The organism is Novosphingobium sp. TK71 (genome assembly GCF_055361505.1).
In genome coordinates, this window is the sequence record NZ_JBSZKA010000001.1 from 1,649,482 (window position 1) to 1,667,055 (window position 17,574).

General features: G+C 66.3%; 15 protein-coding genes. 4 read left to right on the plus strand and 11 right to left on the minus strand.

Features of this window, described 5'->3' with window-relative positions; all coding sequences use genetic code 11:
• Positions 1–42: 42 nt before the first annotated feature.
• From qhpE to ACXJ16_RS23350, 9 genes are all read right to left on the minus strand, one after another.
• Positions 43–768: a subtilisin-like serine protease QhpE gene (gene qhpE / locus ACXJ16_RS23310; protein ID WP_463922294.1), complete on the minus strand. Its 726-nt coding sequence runs from the start codon at positions 766–768 to the stop codon at positions 43–45.
• Complete coding sequence (locus ACXJ16_RS23315) at positions 765–2,555, minus strand: ABC transporter ATP-binding protein (RefSeq protein WP_463922295.1); 1,791 nt, start codon at positions 2,553–2,555, stop codon at positions 765–767. The genes qhpE and ACXJ16_RS23315 overlap by 4 nt, the downstream gene beginning before the upstream one ends.
• Positions 2,468–3,463, minus strand: coding sequence for a hypothetical protein (locus tag ACXJ16_RS23320; RefSeq protein WP_463922296.1), 996 nt, complete (start codon positions 3,461–3,463; stop codon positions 2,468–2,470). Before ACXJ16_RS23320 ends, ACXJ16_RS23315 begins: the two co-directional genes overlap by 88 nt.
• Before the next feature lie 16 nt (positions 3,464–3,479).
• A complete protein-coding gene (locus ACXJ16_RS23325; protein ID WP_132469660.1) occupies positions 3,480–4,571 on the minus strand; it encodes a YncE family protein in 1,092 nt (363 codons plus the stop codon).
• Between the two features lie 53 nt (positions 4,572–4,624).
• On the minus strand, positions 4,625–4,969 hold the full coding sequence (qhpC, locus tag ACXJ16_RS23330) for a quinohemoprotein amine dehydrogenase subunit gamma (protein WP_054438587.1): 345 nt from the start codon (positions 4,967–4,969) through the stop codon (positions 4,625–4,627).
• Complete coding sequence (peaB, locus tag ACXJ16_RS23335) at positions 4,966–6,432, minus strand: quinohemoprotein amine dehydrogenase maturation protein (protein ID WP_231635951.1); 1,467 nt, start codon at positions 6,430–6,432, stop codon at positions 4,966–4,968. The genes qhpC and peaB overlap by 4 nt, the downstream gene beginning before the upstream one ends.
• Positions 6,429–8,246, minus strand: coding sequence for a quinohemoprotein amine dehydrogenase subunit alpha (peaA, locus tag ACXJ16_RS23340; RefSeq protein WP_324699848.1), 1,818 nt, complete (start codon positions 8,244–8,246; stop codon positions 6,429–6,431). Before peaA ends, peaB begins: the two co-directional genes overlap by 4 nt.
• 238 nt (positions 8,247–8,484) lie before the next feature.
• Positions 8,485–9,723: an MFS transporter gene (locus ACXJ16_RS23345; RefSeq protein WP_463922297.1), complete on the minus strand. Its 1,239-nt coding sequence runs from the start codon at positions 9,721–9,723 to the stop codon at positions 8,485–8,487.
• A 72-nt stretch (positions 9,724–9,795) separates the two neighbouring features.
• Positions 9,796–10,461: a TetR/AcrR family transcriptional regulator gene (locus tag ACXJ16_RS23350; protein WP_231635952.1), complete on the minus strand. Its 666-nt coding sequence runs from the start codon at positions 10,459–10,461 to the stop codon at positions 9,796–9,798.
• 291 nt (positions 10,462–10,752) lie between these two features.
• Here ACXJ16_RS23350 and ACXJ16_RS23355 point away from each other — a divergent pair, with 291 nt between their 5' ends.
• Together ACXJ16_RS23355 and ACXJ16_RS23360 are read left to right on the plus strand one after the other, a co-directional pair.
• Entirely contained in the window at positions 10,753–11,214 is a 462-nt protein-coding gene (locus tag ACXJ16_RS23355; RefSeq protein WP_454797960.1) for a c-type cytochrome, read from the plus strand.
• A gap of 104 nt (positions 11,215–11,318) precedes the next feature.
• Positions 11,319–13,589 (plus strand): S9 family peptidase, encoded by a 2,271-nt coding sequence (locus ACXJ16_RS23360; RefSeq protein ID WP_454797959.1) that lies wholly within the window; start codon positions 11,319–11,321, stop codon positions 13,587–13,589.
• 51 nt (positions 13,590–13,640) lie between these two features.
• Here the strand turns inward: ACXJ16_RS23360 and ACXJ16_RS23365 are convergent, their stop codons facing one another.
• Positions 13,641–14,228, minus strand: coding sequence for a hypothetical protein (locus ACXJ16_RS23365; protein WP_463922298.1), 588 nt, complete (start codon positions 14,226–14,228; stop codon positions 13,641–13,643).
• 239 nt (positions 14,229–14,467) lie between these two features.
• Between ACXJ16_RS23365 and ACXJ16_RS23370 the strand changes: the two genes are divergently transcribed.
• Together ACXJ16_RS23370 and ACXJ16_RS23375 are read left to right on the plus strand one after the other, a co-directional pair.
• Complete coding sequence (locus ACXJ16_RS23370) at positions 14,468–15,646, plus strand: sulfotransferase family protein (RefSeq protein ID WP_463922299.1); 1,179 nt, start codon at positions 14,468–14,470, stop codon at positions 15,644–15,646.
• A complete protein-coding gene (locus ACXJ16_RS23375; RefSeq protein WP_324699858.1) occupies positions 15,643–16,683 on the plus strand; it encodes a DUF1254 domain-containing protein in 1,041 nt (346 codons plus the stop codon). Before ACXJ16_RS23370 ends, ACXJ16_RS23375 begins: the two co-directional genes overlap by 4 nt.
• 12 nt (positions 16,684–16,695) lie before the next feature.
• Here the strand turns inward: ACXJ16_RS23375 and ACXJ16_RS23380 are convergent, their stop codons facing one another.
• Positions 16,696–17,574 (minus strand): ROK family protein, encoded by an 879-nt coding sequence (locus ACXJ16_RS23380; protein WP_054438608.1) that lies wholly within the window; start codon positions 17,572–17,574, stop codon positions 16,696–16,698.

Sequence of the window (17,574 nt, forward strand, 5' to 3'; positions counted from 1 at the left end):
GAACGCGGGTCAGGGGAAAATGCGGCGATGCGCCAGACCGCTCTATGTGGCCTGCGCCAGTTCGAACAGCATTTCGGCCCCGCCTTCCTCACAGGCCAGCGCGGCAAAGCCGGTGACCTGGGCAACGGCGAAGCTGATGCCGTAGAGGTTGCGCCGATGTGGCACTCCGGGGATCGCCCGGGGGTAGCCCGAGGCGAGCAGCACCGGGCCATCCCCGCGCCGCGCCAGACCAAGCCGTGCGCGCGGGCAGTCCCAGTCCAGTTCCACGCCGATCACGCCCTGAAGCATTCCCGGCAGGCACGGCACGCCGCCGGCTTCGCGCGCGGCGATCACCGATGCGCCCGCAGCGCGGGCCTCGGCCACGGCGGCGGCGAACACCGGCTCATGCGCGGGATTGGTCGAGCCGAGGCTGAGGTTGATGAGATCGACCCGCTGTGCAGCCGACCAGCGGATCGCGGCGACGAGCGCTGCGGCGCTGGTTTTCAACCCCTCGCGAAAGACGCGTACCGGCAGGCACATGGCCTCGGGCGCCTTTTCGAGGATCGCGGCCGTGACGGCGGTGCCGTGGCCGAGACGGTCAAGCACGGCGTCCGGGCCGGTGTCGAGGCTGCCGTCGGCAAGCACGGCCACGCCCGGCGCGATACGGGCGGCGTCGATATGGTCGTGCCCCGGATGGACCCCGCTGTCGATCACCGCGATGCGCACGCCCCTGCCGGTGCGGCCCGGAAACAGCGGCGGCATCGCCCGGTCGGGATCGGGTGCGGTCATGCCGCCTCGCGCTGGTGCGTGCTCACCCGGCCCTCCGCGATCGTCACCACCACGTCCGCCATTTCGGCGAGCAGCGGCTTGTGCGTGATGGCGATGATCGTCGCTTCGGGCAAAGCCTCCCGCAGCAGCGCCGCGACCTGCCGCTCGGTCTCGCTGTCCAGCGCCGAAGTCGGCTCGTCGAGGATCAGCACATCGGGCTTGCGCAGCAAGGCGCGGGCGATGGCCACGCGCTGGCGCTCGCCCGCCGAAAGGGCAAGGCCGCGCTCCCCGGTGCGGGTTTCGAGGCCCAGCGGCAGCCGCGCGACAAGCGCGTCGAGACCGGCCAGTCGCACCGCTTCCGCAATCTCGCCCGCGCTCGCCTGCGGCCGCGCGAAAGCGACATTGGCGGCGATGGTGTCGTTGAACATGGTGGGAGACTGGTCGACCAGGATCACCTCCCGCCGCAAGTCGGCCAGCGCCAGATTGCGCATGTCGTGCCCGTCCACGGTGACGCGGCCGGAATCGGGATCGAGATAGCGCACCATGAGGTCCGCCATGGTCGACTTGCCGACACCGCTCGGCCCGAGGATCGCGCAGAAGGCGCCGCGCGGGAAAGTCACGTCCACGCCCGCCAGCACCGGGCGCCCGGCATGGGCGAAGGAGACGTTCTCGAAGCGGATGCCCTCCCGCACGCGTGCCAGCGGCAGCGGGTCGGCGCGCTCGGCCACTTCGGGCGGCGTGTCGAACAGCTCGAAGATGCGCGCCAGCGAGACGCGCGCCGAACTGAGGCCGGAAACCAGCCCCATCATCACCTGGATCGGCGCGAAAAGGCGCATCTGGTACGTCATGAAGGCCACCAGCGTGCCGATCGTCATCGTGCCGTCGATGATCCGCGCGCCGCCGTAGATGATGACGGCCGATGTCGTCACCGTCAGCAGCGTGCCGGGCACCGCGCCGGTCATGAACGAGGCGACCTGCATCCGCAGCATGGCGCGCACGAAGGCATTGTTGCGCGTGGCGAAGCGGCCGACCTCATGCTCCCCGGCGCCGAGCGAGGCGATCACGCGCATCCCCATCACCGTGTCCACCAGCAGGCTGCCCAGATCAGCTCCGCGCTCGCGCATGTCGCGGGTGAGATCGTTGAGGCGGCGCTGATAGTGGCGGAAGGTCAGGACACAGGCCGGGATCAGTACCACGCTGACCAGGAACAGCTTCCAGTCCAGCCACAGCATGATCGCCACGCTGCCCGCCAGCATCAGCGCATTGCTCAGCACCGAAAGCATGGTGTCGGCGGTGACGCGCTGGATATCGCTGACATCGCTGTTGAGGCGCGACATCAGGTCGCCCAGCCGGAACGATCCGTAGAAGCGCGGCGACAGCGTCTGCAGATGGCGCAGCAGCGCGGCGCGGATATCGAACAGCATCGCCGCCGAAGTGCCGACATAGCGGTAGCTGGCAAGGATATTGAGCGCGAAACCCGCCATCGAAACCGCCACCATGACCGCCGCGATGGTCAGCAGCGCCCGCATGTCGCTCTTGAGCAGGGCCTGGTCGATCATCAGCTTGGAAAGATAGGGCTGCGCAAGGTTCATCGCCGTCGCCACGAGACTGATGACCAGCACGGTGAGCAAGGGCCGCCAGTATGGCGCCAGGAAGGGGCGCAAGCGCCGGTAGGTGCTCCAGTCCGCGATCTTGGGCGGCTCTGTTGGAATGGGGGCGTTCAGGTCACGGTCTCCCGGGGGACGAGGCGGAGGCCCCGCAATTCGTAGCGCGGCTCCGGCAGGCGGGAGAGCGCGGCGGTGCACCATTCGAAGCCTTCCGCCAGCGCGGCGAGCTGGGCCTGCCACCAGGCCCCCTTCCCGCCCGTGGCGTAAAACTGCGCGCAGAGCTTGAGGTGGCGCCGCATCGCGGCCAGCAGCATGGAGTGATAATGCGTGGCAAGCGCCTGTGCATTCTCGCCCTCGGCCAGGGCCTGCACCACGGCGGCGGCAAGAACGGCCTCGCGCACGGCCTGCGCGGTGCCGTCTCCGCAGATCGGGTCGAAGGCGATGGCCGCCGTACCGCAAGCGAGCCAGCCCGGCGCGGCAAGGCATTCCAGCATGCCGGGCGCGGTTTCGAAGCTGGCGCCGGACAGCCGCGACAGTTCGACCCGCGCACCCAGATGGCGGCTTTGCGGCAGCAGTTCGTCGGGCGATCCGCCGATGGAAAGCAGCCAGCCGGTCGTGTCGCTGACCGGGATCAGGAACAGCCACCCGGTATCGAGCGATTCCACCCGGCAGGCATCGCCATCTTCCTCGCGCAGCAACCGCACTTGCGCCGCGCCGGATGGCCGCGAACCGAACCGGCGCATGTTTCCCGAGGGAAACGGCATCGCCGCGTGAATGAAAAAATCACTGTATATATTTGATTTATTTATATTATCTATCTCAAGACACTGATCCAGATCACCTTCGCCCAGCACGATCGCGCCGTGATCGAGCGTGGCGAGCTCCTGCCCGCCCCATGCCACTACGCGGCGCTGCACGCGGCGCTTGCCGGCCAGCAGTTCAGGATCGCCAAGACAGTCGCGCATCAGGGACAGCGCCGGATCGCTCAGCATCACCGCCGGGCCGGAAGGACGCGGCGCATCGTCCAGCGTCCAGTCCAGCCCTTGCGCGCCCAGCAGGCGCGCCGTGCAGCGCGCCGCGATCCCGCGCCCCCGGATCGCGGCCGTCATGCTGCGGGCCGGCTCCTCACGGTGTGGTGAGGATGCCCGCCATGGTGATGTCGTTGCCAAGCGCCCAGTCCTGTTCATGCTTGAGCGTCGCCGCGTCGAAGACCGAAATCTCGAAGCCCGCGCCATAGATGTAGAGCTTCTTCCCATCGCGCGACATGCCGAAGTAATAGCGCGAACGGCAGGGAAACTCCGACTTTTCCAGTGCGGTGTTGGTGGTGAGGTCGAAGTGCCAGAACTCGCAGCGCTTGGCCCCCAGCTTGCCGGTTTCGGCCACGGTATAGCCCTGCTTGCCGTCCGGCGTGACCTGCAGGCCCGACATCGAATCCGGCGCCGGACCGATCGGCGTGAACTTGAACTCGCGCGAGGTCAGGTCGAAGCGGGCGATGCCGAAGACCTTGTTGTGGATGTAGGGATCGGCGGCGTTGAACACCGAGACATAGGCATTGGGATCGTGCAGCGTTTCCAGCGTGCCGCCCATGCTGACATCGCGCATGCCGGGATCTTCCGGCTTGGCGAGGTCGATGCGGTCCGCCACCTTGAGCGTGGCGGTGTCGATCACCCGGATCTTCTTGTCGAAGACGTAGAGCGTCTTGCCGTCAGGCGCGATGGCAAGGCGCGTGCGATAGCCCGGCCCTTCGTCTTCCTTGTCGATATCGACGGCGCGGGCGATCTTCTGGGTCTTGAGGTCGATCACCACGTATTGCGGCTTGCTGACGCGGTAGAGATCGATCTCCTTGTCGTAGTGCTGGGCCACCGTGTAGAACCAGCGCCCCGTGGGATCGGCCACGCCGCCGGTGAAACGATAGCGCGTGGTCGGCGTGTTGAGGCTGAACTTGTTCACCACCTTGCGCGAGGCGGCATCCAGAACCTCGATCCCCGATGTCGTCAGCGTGGTGACGTAGATCTTCGAACGATCCGCCGAAAGCTGGATGTTGTCCGGCAGCCCGGTTTCCAGCGTGACCTTCTGGACGACCTTGCCGCTGGCATCGTCAACGAACTGGATCTGGTCGGGATAGCCGCCCAGCACGATGGTGCCGGCCTGCGAAGGTATTGCGGCGAATGCGAGAGCCGAGGCAAGCCCGGCAAGGCCGAGGCGAAGGGTCTTCATGCGGGCGTTCCCAGAATGCGAGCGACGGGCCGGGTGAGGGGGAGGCGCGCAGTTCATGGGAACACCAGGTCGAGATTGCGCCAGTCCTTGGTCGCCACGGCGCAGTTGCTGGCCCAGTCCGGCGAATAGTTGACGTGATCGGGCACCTGCACCGGCCAGAAGCAGGTGACGTAGCAATCGTAGATGTCGCGCTCCACAGGCTGGCACAGGCCCGCCGTGCCGCCTCCGGCATCGACTTCCCAGCCGGGCGAGAACGACAGCGTGCAGCCCATCGGCACGTGCGGGCGCGGCGCCTGCTGAAGAGCCACCACGTCTTCCTCGGTGGAGGCTTCGAGTGCCGGGGCCACCATGTCGTCGATCCGCTGCGCCTTGCGGTTGATCGGCTTCAAGTGCTTCATGACAGGGCCTTTCGTGCCGCGAAAAGTTCCAGGAATTCAGGGTTTCGCGCGGCGACCGCGCCGTAGATCTTCAGGCAGCGATCGGTCCATTCGCGGATCCAGTCGCAATAGTGCAGGTTGGCGTGGCCGGTATCGCCGTAGCGCACGAAAGCCTCGTGATGGCAGCCACCCGCACAGAGCGGACGCGCCCAGCAACTCTGGCATTCGTACTTCGCGCCGACATGTCCGCGCGACAGGAAGTCCTCGCGCTTCTCGCTGTCGATGCCGCTGGAGATGTGGCCCAGCGTGTGGGTATCGGCATCGGTGAAGCGGTGGCAGGGAGACAGGTCGCCCGAAGGGCTGACGCCCAGCAGGCCGATCCCGGCACCGCAGGGGTGCGACTTGTTGACGCCCTGGATCAGTTCGCCGATCGTTTCCGAGACATTCGAAAAGCCGTGCATCTGCCCGCGCAGGGCATGTTCCAGCCATTCGTCCGCCAGGGCGTGGAAGCCCGCCAGCACCGTGCCCATGCCGCCGTCGTCAAGACCGTAGGCCTGATCGCCGGAATTGGTGACCGGCGCGAAGCCGACCTCGTGGAAGCCGATATCGTCCTTCAGGTGGCGGAAGATGCGGATCACGTCGGTGACACCTTCGGTCAGCGTCACGCGCGCGGTGATCGCGCGGGTCTTGTGCGTGGCGATCAGCTTGCGCAGGCGCGGCTCCATCACCGCGTAGCTGCCCTTGCCGTTCTTGTAGACGCGGTGGCGATCCTGCAATTCGGGCGGACCGTCCATTGAAACGGTGACGCCGACCTGCTGGTCCGACAGGAACTGGATGATCTCATCCGTCAGCAGGGTGGCATTGGTGGTCAGGCTATAGGTGATCGCCCTGCCCTGCGCCGCGGCGCGCTCGTTGGCGTAGAGCACCACGTCGCGCAGCAGCTTGAAGTTCATCAGCGTCTCGCCGCCGAAGAAGGTGATGTGCACGGCCTTGCGACTGCCGGATTCCGCCAGCAGGAAATCGACCGACGACCTGGCCGTATCCAGCGTCATGAACTTCGGCTTGCCCGCAGGCGTGGCGATCTTGTCCGCGCCGAATTCGTAGCAGTAGGTGCAGGCGAGGTTGCACTGGTTGGTAACGTTGAGCACCAGCGCCTGAAGCGGAAAATCGGCCGGCGGGCTGGTGGGCACCGGCGCTTCAGCGGGAGCGATCCGGTCGGAGACGATCCCGCGCACATAGAGCAGTTCGCGGATCAGATCCTCCGCATCGGCCGCCGAATGGCCATGCGCGGTCAGCGCGGAAACCAGCTCTGCGTGCGACAGTTCCTCGCGGCGCAACCGGGCGATCACCGCCCGCGCGCCTTCGTCCAGCGCGAAGATCGCGCCCGCGCCGACGAGATAGGCGAAGCCCTGCCCTTCGGCCTCGAACTCGTGCAGTTCGCCGATGCTGTAGCGTCCGGCCTTCAGCGATGTCATCGTGTTCATTGCGAGACCTCCGGCTGGTCCCAGCGCTTGTACGCGGGGACGGTGGTGACGAGATAGGCGCGCGCGGCGAGCGGCTTGCCGAACTTGTCCTTTTCGGACCGGGCGGTGGCGACCACCCAGACTTCGCCGTAATTGTTGCGCATGAAGCGGCGGGCCGGATTGGGCCCTTCCTCGCCGGGGGTGAAGAACCCGGCATTGTCGATCTTGCCGACGTAGCTGACATCGTCGTCGTAAGTGACGGTGCGGAACTCATCGAGCTTCCAGTCGGCATCGACGGTGCGGACCACGAAGTCGTCCGCCGTGCCCGGCTTGCCGTCGGCACCGGAAGACCAGCCTTGCGCCGCGAACTGCTCGTAGCCCTTGCCGTACTTGATGCCGCCAAGATGGGAGAGCGAGGTTTCCGGCGTGACCTTCAGGTAATCGATCGTCCTGTAGACCGGCAGCGCCTTCTGGAGCACCGCGCCGCGCAGCGAAACGTCGCGCAGCCCCGGCATCGCATCGGCATCGGCATCCACTGTCACCACCAGTTCGTTCGGGCTTGCCGAGGCGACCTTGCGCACCGTCACGCCGGCACCGAAATCGACTTCACCCGGGGTGAGGCCCGAAGGCAGGTCGGCACCGTACAGGTGCACTTCTGCCCCCTTTGTACCCGTCTTGAGTGCCTCTGGAGCCGCAGCGGCAAGCACCGGTGCGCCCAGGGCGCGGGTCAGTTTCACGTCGAGCCCGAACTCGTGATATTCGCCCCAGTACCAGCGCCCTTCGGCGAAAGTCTGGTCGGGAGAGAACCACATCGTCTCGCGCAGGGTGCCGGTCATGTCGTCCGGCCGCGCCAGAGCGGCGGAACCGCCGGTGGAGGTACCGCGCCACGAAAAGCCGGTATAGGCCAGCGCCGAACCCTTGCGGGTGAAGGTCTTCCCGGTATCGAGCGAGCGCAGGGTCGTGACGGTGGTGAACTCGTTCGAGCCGGGCTTGGGCTGGATCGTCATTTCGCCCACGAAGCGGCCCTGCCCGCGCAGAGAGGCGCTGACCGCCCATTTGCCGCCCAGCATCGGGGTGCGGATACGCGGCTGCCAGGCCGCCCATTCCGGCGTATGCAGCGGCGCCGCCTTGGCGAGATATTCCAGCGCGATCTTCGCGACTTTTTCGGGCTTCTTGCCGTCTTCGCCATCATCGTCCCCGGCATGGGCCGGGTCGGGCCGCTCGTAAGCCATCTGCGCGGTTGGATAGAGCGACATGTGCATGTTCTGCAGCAGCGCCCATTCGCGCTTGCTGCGGCGGGAGGACATCGGCTGCGCAAAGGCATGGCAGCTTGCACAGGCCTGCCGCACCGCCTCGTTGGGGATGTTCGTCTCGTCAAGGATGCGGCGTTCGGCGAGGTACATGACCGAGCGGGCTTCCTCGGGCGCGAGGCCGTGCTGGGTGGAGAGATACTTCACCACCTGCCGCGCCTCTTCAGGCTCGATCGACAGGCCGTTGAGCTTGACCATGCGCTTGATGGCCTGAGACCAGCCCTCTGGCGTCGCGCGGATCCAGGAAATGCGCGAGAGATTGCCCTTGGCGTCCGGCGTGTGGCAGGTGCCGCACTTCTCCATGGTGAGCTGGTCGGTGACGGGAATGCCCGCCTCGCGTTCCACCCAGTCCGCCGGATCCTTGTCCGCCTCAACCTCGCCGCCGACCTGGGCGCCGACCATCATCGGCACGGTGCAGGCCCCCGCCAGCAACATCACCGCAAACGGAATGCGCCGCGCGCCGAGACCGCGCCACGCCGCCGATGCGCGGCGGGATAAGCTTTCCTGCGTGACATGCGGCGTCATGGGCCGCACGGAATCTCTATCGCTGGGACCAGCCCGGCCGCCATGGATACGCGACGCGCTCATCTCTCGTCAGCCCCCTGTTGTTTGGGGAAATGCCCGATTCCCCTTATCTGTCGGAAGAAAACTGGACGACCTTCAAATTTTGGTCAAGCGTCAATTTTGTGCAGTTGCAAAATCTTCCGGCACCCCTGTTAGGATCGGCGCCGGGGCTGCGGGAATACGTCATTTACCCCGCCCGTCAGCCGAACGAGACAGCGAGTGCGAGGTCATTCTGCGGCTCGTCATGCTGTACCGCATCATCGCGCGAAGGCCTCGCCCGGAACCCCGCGATCCCCAGCGCGAGGCAACCGGCGACAATGGCGAGGGCCGCCATGACCGGCAATCCGAGCGCGCCCATAAGCCATGTGGCGATGCCTCCCAGGACCGGACCCGCGATCATGCCGAGGCTGTGCGTGCAGGTAACGAAGCGGCGAAACAGCCGGTCCTCGCTCGCCCCCGAAGCGAGGCCGGACGTACGCACGATGATTGCGGTGGAGCCGAGATTGAACAGCACGATCGCCAGCACGAAGGCCATGTCTCCGCCGCGAGCGCCGGCGATCGGCGCCAGCAGCATCGCCCCCGCCACAAGGCCGCTGACGACGGGCGGAACTACCGGCTTCTCGCGCATGACGGCGAGTGCCGTCGCCGCGCCCGCGATGGAGCCCATTGCCACGGCCCGCCCCACCACGTCCTCACTGATCCGCCACTCGATCGCCAATGCGCCGGTAAAGGACCAGACCATCATCGTCGCGCAAATGAATGCGAGCGCCGACGCCGCGTAGAGCCAGCCCTGCATTCCAACGGGTTGACGCTCCTCACCCGCCGGTGCGGCAGGGCATCTGGCCGGGGAAGAGCCGGGTACCGCCGCCCCGCCCAGTGCCGCCGGGAACAGCAGAAACGCCGCAAGCACCGCGAGCGGCGCGAGGCAAAGTGTCATCAGCGCCATCCTCGGCCCGAGCATGTCAGACACTATTGGGAGAAGCACCGCCACGACGGTGGAAATGACAAGCTGCACCAGGAACACCGCGCCATAGGCGCCTGAGGGACGGTTCTGCGCGGCACTTGCCATGGCATGCGTGTAAAGGAGGCCCATTGCCATGCCGTAGCCCGCGCGGATCGCCATGAGCGGCATGGCCGCGCCGACGTTTACGGTAGCCAGCCCCGCAACGAAGGCCCCAAGCGCAGCGAGCACGAAGAGGCGGCCCGGCATATCGCGCCCGAACACCCATGCCGTTACCGAGCCGAGCGCCATGCCGCCCTGCGTCGCGCCGACGATCCAGCCATGCGATTCCGGCGGCACATGATGGGCCGCGGTCAACAGGGTGAGAAAGACCGGGTCGATACCCGGCTGAAGCAGAGCCAGCGACGCAACGGCGACGGCAGGCAGGACGAGACGATCACGAAAGCTGTGCGAACCCACGATAACCCCCTGTACCATGGCACGATTGTCCGTGCCTTGGCCCCTCAGGTTACCTTTCCGCCCCGCGCCTCCCGATCGCGTCCGAGTCGATCACGTCAGGGCGCTTGTCAGGCTGGCAATGTCACCGGGTTTCACATTTTTGACAAGGTGCACGAACCATTCGAGCGAGATCGCGGTGATTGCGGGCATCCGGGCCTTCCACGGCTTGTCGAAGCCGAGGAACGGCGTGGTGCCTTCCATCGAAGCGCTTATGAACAGCGCCAGGGTGCGAACCTCATCCTCGCTCAGGTTCGGATTGAGCGGACGGATATGCTCGCTCAGAACGTCGTGGACCTTGCCGTAGAATGCGTGGATCCGCTCGGCGATGAAGTCATTATGATTGGCCAGGGCCCAGAGCTCGGTGAACAGGCGCGTGGTGCGCTTGGTCGAAATGTCGTCGAGACACATGGTGATGACCAGTCGCAGACGGTCTTCGTCCGGGATTTCGGCCTGACGGACGTTCACTTCCAGCTTGGCATCGTAATGCGCCATGATGTCGTCCAGCAGGACCTGAACCAGCATTTCCTTGCGCGGGAAATGATAGCTGACGTTGCCCACCCGCAATCCGCAGGCGGCGGCGACGCGGCGGATCGTGAAAGCCGTTGCCCCCTCTTCGATCAGGACGCTGAGCGCCGCCTTGAGAATCGCGTCTACCGTCTCGGTGCCGCGTGCATAGACGCCGGGACGGGAGACGGAATCACTGTCGATCTGGGCCACGGACTACCTCTTGAATCACAATCGAGGCCGCAGCCAGGGCACTGGCGGCAGCACGAACGACGCAGTTGCAAGGACACCGCATCGGCCGGCCCCACGCTGATGAGACGGGGCGTTGCCGAGGCCTTGCGCCATGAACGCCCGCATGGGGTAAATGACGCATACACGAAGGCAGCGACGACCGATAGGCACTCAGGTTTTTTCCATATCGGCCATCGATTTGGCCGCTTGACGAATACTGGATGATCGTCAAGTATTGAAATGTCTCCCACCATGACGGGAATGATCCGCTCCATGAAAAGAATGCTCGCCGCGTCGCTCATTCCGGCGCTTTTCCTCGCCGCGCCCGCACTGTCGGCAGGGCCGCAGGTCTACGGCGCACGCTGCGCGATGTGCCACAAGGCCGATGGGGCCGGCGCTCCAGGCCAGTTTCCACGCCTGAACGGCCGCGCCGCGCAGATCGCCGGATCGCCGGCGGGCCGTGCCTATCTCGTCAAGGCCGTGCTGTTCGGCGTGACCGGCCCGATCACCGTGGACGGCCGGAAGATCGGCGGAATGATGCCCGCGATGGGCATGATGAAGGACCAGGACGTGGCAGACGTGCTCAACCACCTCGTGTCGCTGGGCAAGGGCGGCAAGCCGGTGAAACCGTTCACGCCCGCCGAGGTCAAGGCTGTGCGCGATGGGGGCAAGGTGCCGCCTGCGGCTGTCGGCAAGGAACATGTGGACCTCGCCGCCAAGGGCGTGATTCCCTGAACCCGAAAAGCGGCGTCCGGCTCGCAGCGCTGGCACAGCGGCACTGTCGAAATCTGTGCCGCCCGGCTGGTCTGTCCCGCGCGGAGCGATTAGGCACAGTGGCGATGTCCAGAATCGCCATGCTGATCGCCGCCCTGTGTGCCACAGTCCCCATCGCTTCCATCTCCGCCGAGGCCGCTTCCGTGACCCAAAAATCTTCAGGGCAGCCCCCGGCTCCGGCCGCTCCGCACCTCGATTTCGAGCGCGTCTTCGCCAGCCCCTCGCTCGACGGCCCGCAGCCGCGCGAGGTGAAGATCTCGCCCGACGGACGTTATCTCACCCTGCTGCGCAACCGCACCGAGGACCGCCAGCGCTACGACCTTTGGGGCTACGACCGCGAAAGCGGCGAATGGCGGATGCTGGTGGATTCGCTCAAGCTCGGCTCCAACCGCGCGCTGTCAGAAGCGGAGAAGATGCAGCGCGAACGCAAGCGCGTGGGAGACCTCAAGGGCATCGTCGCCTATGGCTGGAGCGACGATGGCCGCTCGATCATCGTCCCGCTGGACGGCGATCTCTATCTTGCCGGGCTGGACGGTTCGGTGCGGCGCCTCACCGATTCCCCCGAAGACGAATTGAATTCCGCGCTCAGCCCCGGCGGCAAGTACCTTTCCTTCGTGCGGGACCAGCGGCTCTGGGTCGGTTCGCTCGAACAGGGCGCGCAGAAGCCCGTCACGCCGGAAGAAGGCGCAAAGACCGTCCACTGGGGCGAGGCGGAATTCGTCGCCCAGGAAGAGATGGACCGCATGGCGGGCTACTGGTGGTCGCCCGACGACAGCCGTATCGCCGTGGAGCGATACGACGAAGCGCCGGTCAAGATCGTAACCCGCGCCGCGATCGGCGCCGAGGGCACCCGCACGTACGAGCAGCGCTATCCTGCCGCCGGAACACCCAACGTGCTCGTCTCGCTCTTCGTGATGAAGCCCGACGGCAGCGGCAAGGTGCAGGTCGATCTCGGCAAGGAGACCGACATCTACGTTGCCCGCGTCAACTGGGCGCGTGACGGCAAGACGCTTTATGTCCAGCGGCAGGACCGCGCGCAGAGCCGGATCGACATGCTCGCGGTCGATCCCGATACCGGCAAGAGCCGCGTGCTCTTCACTGAGACGGCGGCACCGGAAAGCTGGATCAACCTGTCGAGCAATTACCGCTTCCTCAAGGACGGCAGCCTCGTCTGGTGGTCGGAGCGGGACGGTTACGGCCACCTCTACCACTTCGCCGGCGGCAAATGGCGCCAGCTGACCTCCGGACACTGGGCCGTGACCCGGCTCGTATCGGTCGATGAAGACCGGGGACGCGTCCTCTTCACCGGCACGAAGGACGACGTGCTGGCCCCGCAGCTCTACGCCATCGACCTTGCCAAGCCGGGCGCGCCGATGCGGCTGACGGAGAAAGGCTGGTTCAACGCCGCCGTTGCCAACAAGGACGGACGCACGCTGGTCGTCACCCGCTCCTCGCCCACCCAGCCTTCGCAAAGCTATGTGGCCGACGCCGATGGCAAGCGGCTCGCCTGGGTGGAGGAAAACCGGCTGGACGGCGCGCATCCCTATGCGCCCTATCTTGCCGCGCACCGCACGCCCACCTTCGGCACAATCAAGGCCGAGGACGGCAGCGACCTGCACTGGCTGATGATCACGCCCAAGATGGAGCCCGGCAAGCGCTACCCGGTGTTCTTCGAACACTACGGCGGCCCGCATAGCCAGCAGGTTGCGCGCCAGTGGCTGGGCGCCCTTCCGCAGGCCATCGTCGACAAGGGCTACATCTATTTCCGCATCGACAATCGCGGCAGCCCCAATCGCGGCGTGGCGTTCGAAAGCCAGATTCGCCACAAGATGGGCACCGTGGAAGTGGCCGACCAGCGTTCGGGAGCGGCGTATCTCAAGTCCCTGGACTTCGTCGACCCGAAGAAGATCGCGACCTATGGCTGGTCCTACGGCGGCTACATGACGTTGAAGATGCTTCAGGCCGATCACGGCCTTTACGCGGCAGGCATCTCCGGCGCCCCGGTCACGAAGTGGGAGCTTTACGACACCCATTACACCGAACGGTACATGGGCGACCCGCGTCTTGTGCCGGAAGCCTACAAGGCCTCCGACGCGATCGAGAACGCGGCGAAGATCAGCGATCCGCTGCTGCTGATCCACGGCATGTCGGACGACAACGTGGTGTTCGAAAACAGCACCGTGCTCATCTCCCGGCTGCAGGCCGAAGCGGTGCCCTTCGAGATGATGCTCTATCCCGGCTATACCCATGCGGTGAAGGGGCCGAAGATCAGCAAGCACGTCTGGGAAACGATCTTCGCGTTTCTCGGCCGCCACGGCGTGACTGCGCCGCAGTAATCGCCGGAACCGTCAAAGTCGGCGGGGCCGGAAACGTGCCCCGCCTTGCCGTCAGGAACCCTGCAGCAGGCGATAGGCCCCGCCCATGAGCTGCGTCACCTCGTCGCGGCTCAGCACATATTGCGGCTCGTAGCTCAGGCCGACCTGCCGCGAACGGCGCCAGTGATCCACGTAGAGCCCCTTGTCCTGTCCGAACACCGAATGGACATGGCGGGCGAGTTCGGGCGGGCAATCGCTGGAGTTGGCTGCACGGAAGATCGCGATATCGGCGATGAAGGGGCCGACCATCACCCACAAGTGTCCGTTCCACTGTGGCTCGTCGTCGCCGAAAACGGCGGGTCCGTCAAACGGCCGGCGATCCCCGTAGACGGGCTTGCCATCCACCGCGAGGGTTCCCGCAACGACATGGACCGGCGCGGCCAGATGGCGATCGAGCTGCACCGCGAAGGCAGCGGTAAGATAAGCGGCATTGCCGCCAGGCGTCTTGGGGAAGACCTTCAGGAGTTCGACCGCCGTGCCCGCAAGCTTCATCCGATCGGCATCGCCCAGTTCGTAGGCCTTGAACGCCTTCGCTTCCGGCCAGCCATGGCGCGCCGCCACGAGAGTGCCGAGTTGCATGAGGTCTTTTGCTGCTGCCATTACGATTCCCAGGTGGTACGCTCACCGCGAACGCCGGGGCGGGCCCATAGACCAGCAGGCGCGGCGCGCCAAGCCGCACGGCCATCCGGGTTTACCCGGCCTTCATCGCCCTGCCGATCCCGCTACCCCGCCGGCGATGCCGCCGGCACGCCAATCGACGGCCACGGCGCTTTGCGTCATGTTCGGGAAACGGCCGGGCAAAGAACAGAAAGCCGGCTGCAAAACGGGGGAGAACAGGGATGCTCGACGCGGCGACGATCATCGGCGAGGCAGAGGCGAAGGTCGGCATTGCCGATACCGATCCCGGCGCCCGCCAGAATCTCGAACACCTGCTGGCTTCTCTGCGGGAAAGCTTTTCGATGTCGGCCGAAGGCGAAGCGGGAACGCGCGCCATGTTGACGATGGATGCGGTGAACCGCCTCGAAAGCCTCAAATGGCTGCGCGACCAGCCGGAAATCGGCGAGGAGCGGATCGAGGCTCCGGTCTTCCTGATGGGCCTGCCGCGCTCCGGCACAACCTATTTCCAGTACCTGTTCGACCGGGACCCCCGCTTCCGCCTGATCCGCACCTGGGAATCGACCCTGCCCTCGCCGCCGCCGGGCTTCGACCCCGCCTCGATCGCACCACGCCGCGCGGCCTGGACGGAAATGCAGAAGCGCCGCGGCCATTTCGAAGGCTTCGAGGCGCTGCACCTCTATGACGAGGATGGGTCCGACGAATGCCACGCCTTCCTCGAACAGAGCTGGGGCGCGGCGGGATTGCACAACCTCTACCGCGTACCCGCCTATTTCGAATGGCTGACGCAGGGGCTCGACCTGGAAGCCAGTTACCGCATCCACAAGCGGCAGCTCCAGTGCCTGCAGTGGCAGGGCCCGCGAAAGCCCTGGGCGCTCAAGTACCCCAACCACGTCCTTGCCATGGATGCGATCCTCGCCGTCCATCCCGACGCGCGCATGGTCATGACCCATCGCGATCCGGCCCAGGTCGTGGCCTCGATCGCCAAGATGACGTGGAACCTGCGCTCGTCCCGCGCCGCCGGTCCGGTAGACAGGCACGAAGTGGGCAGGGATATGCGCGCCTTCATCCGCCGGCATGTCGACCGCATCCTGGAATTCGACAGGGGGCCACAGGGCGGCCGGGTTGTCCACGTGGACTATTACGCGCTCGTCGCAAGTCCCGTGGGAGAACTGCGACGCATCCATGCGGGTATCGGCATCGACACGCCGGAAAGCGTATCGCGCGCCGTGGCGGACTGGCATGAGGCCAACCCGAGGCATGCGCGCGGCCGCAACGACTATTCGCTGGAGCAATACGGGCTCGACGCGGATGACCTGCGCGCAGAGTTCGCCGACTACATCGGCCGCTTCGCCATCCCCTCCGAAGCCGAAGGCACTGCCCGCGCCGGAGCGACCGCATGAGCGCTGGCTGGGAAACGCTGAACGCCGCCATCGGCGATGCCCGGGGCCTCGTTGCCGCCACCGCACCCGACCCGGACACCGCCGCCGAAGGGCAGGCCTACGTCAACCGGATGGTGGCCGCCGCACTGGGCGGCGGGCTGCTGGGCCATCACTTCCGCGCAGGCGGCCTGACACGCGCCCTTCCCGTCCACGGCGGCCCCAACCCCGATTACCTGCTGTATCATGCGGCGATCGATCCTGCAGGGCGCTACCGCCTTTCCGGCATATTGAACGGGTCGGAACGCGTCTCCGTGAGCCTGTTTGCACTGGGCCGCAACGGTGCGCCGCTTCTGGTCGGTCATGCCGCGTTCGACCCTGCGACCTGCCCGGACGGCACGTTTGCGATCGACCTTGCACCCGATGCCGCGGGTCCGCACGGGCTGGCGATACCGCCAGAGGCGCGCATCGTGATGTGCCGTATCCTCCACCGCGACACGTCCCTGCCCGCCGCCCTCGAGCTCGCCAGCGACAATCCCGCCCCGGCGCCCGCCCTTGCTCCCGGGAATGGTGACGAGGCCCTCGTCCGCGCGGCGGGGATGCTGCGCGCGAACCTTGCCGAATACCTGCAATGGACAGCCGCTGCGCTGGAACTGCAAAACCGGCTGGACACCGCGCCGCGCGAACTGGCCGAGACGGTCCAGGGGGACGGCGATACCCGCTATTTCCTGGGCGGCTTCGACCTTGCGGAACATGAATGGCTGGAAGTGACGATGCCGCCGGGCCTCAGGGGCTACTGGTCGCTTCACGTCTACAGCTATTGGTACGAGCACCTCCAGCGACCCGGCGTTCATGACCGCAATGCCGTGGTCGATCCTGACGGCCGGGTCCGCATTGCCGTGGGTCCGGGATGGCCCGCCGATGCCCGCAACCGGATTGACACCGCCGGGCGGCGGAAGGGCGCCTTCATCTGCCGGATCGTCGGCAAGGATCAGCCTCAGGCTTGCCCGCAGACCGGGCTGCATCGCAAGCCGAAGATCAGAAACCGGTCGGCGCCCTAAGTCGCCGCCGGGCTACTGCTCCGAAGCCGCTTCGGCGATCAGGTAGGAGCCGACAAGTCCGGGGGCCTCCGGCGAACGAGGCGGGAGGAGCGCCTCGTTCGCCTTCGCCGCGTCCCACTGGACGCAGTACCCGTTCAAACGCCGCAAGGTGGCGGCGCGAACGCGTTCGAGCAGGAAAGGCCGGTTCATCACTCCGCCGCCGAGCACGATCCGCTGCGGAGCAACAGTGAGAATCAGCGTGACGCAAAGCTGGCCGAGATAATCGGCCTGCGCATCCCAGGCGGGGTGGTCTTCCGGCAGATGGCTGGCGGAAGCACCCCAGGCCGCCTGCAATGCCGGGCCGCTGGCCATGCCTTCCAGACAGTCGCCATGATAGGGGCAGATTCCGGCGAAATCGGCATGAGCGGGATGTCGCGCTACCGCGATATGGCCGCACTCCGGATGCCCCAGGCCGCGCATCGTGCGCCCCTGCACCACGATCCCAGCGCCGATTCCGGTTCCCACCGTGACATAGGCCAGGTTGTCCACCCCGTGCAGGCGCATTTCGGCGAAGGCAGCCGCATTGACATCGGTATCGATGCCGACCGGCACTCCGAAACGGGCGCGCAGGCGGGCCGGCATGTCCGTGCCTTCCCAGCCCGGCTTGGGCGTGGCGAGTATGCGGCCGTGTCCCGGCGAAGCCGGATCGAGATCGAGCGGGCCGAACGAACCGATGCCGATCGCCGCGATCGGCCCGAATTCGGCAATCGCGGCGTCAAGGAAGGCTTCCACGCGAGACAGCGTTTCAGCGGGATCGGTGGTCGGGATCACTTCGGTGCGCAGCGATCCCTTGCTGCTGCCGATACCGCAGACGAATTTGGTTCCTCCGGCCTCGATGGCGGCGAAAAGCAT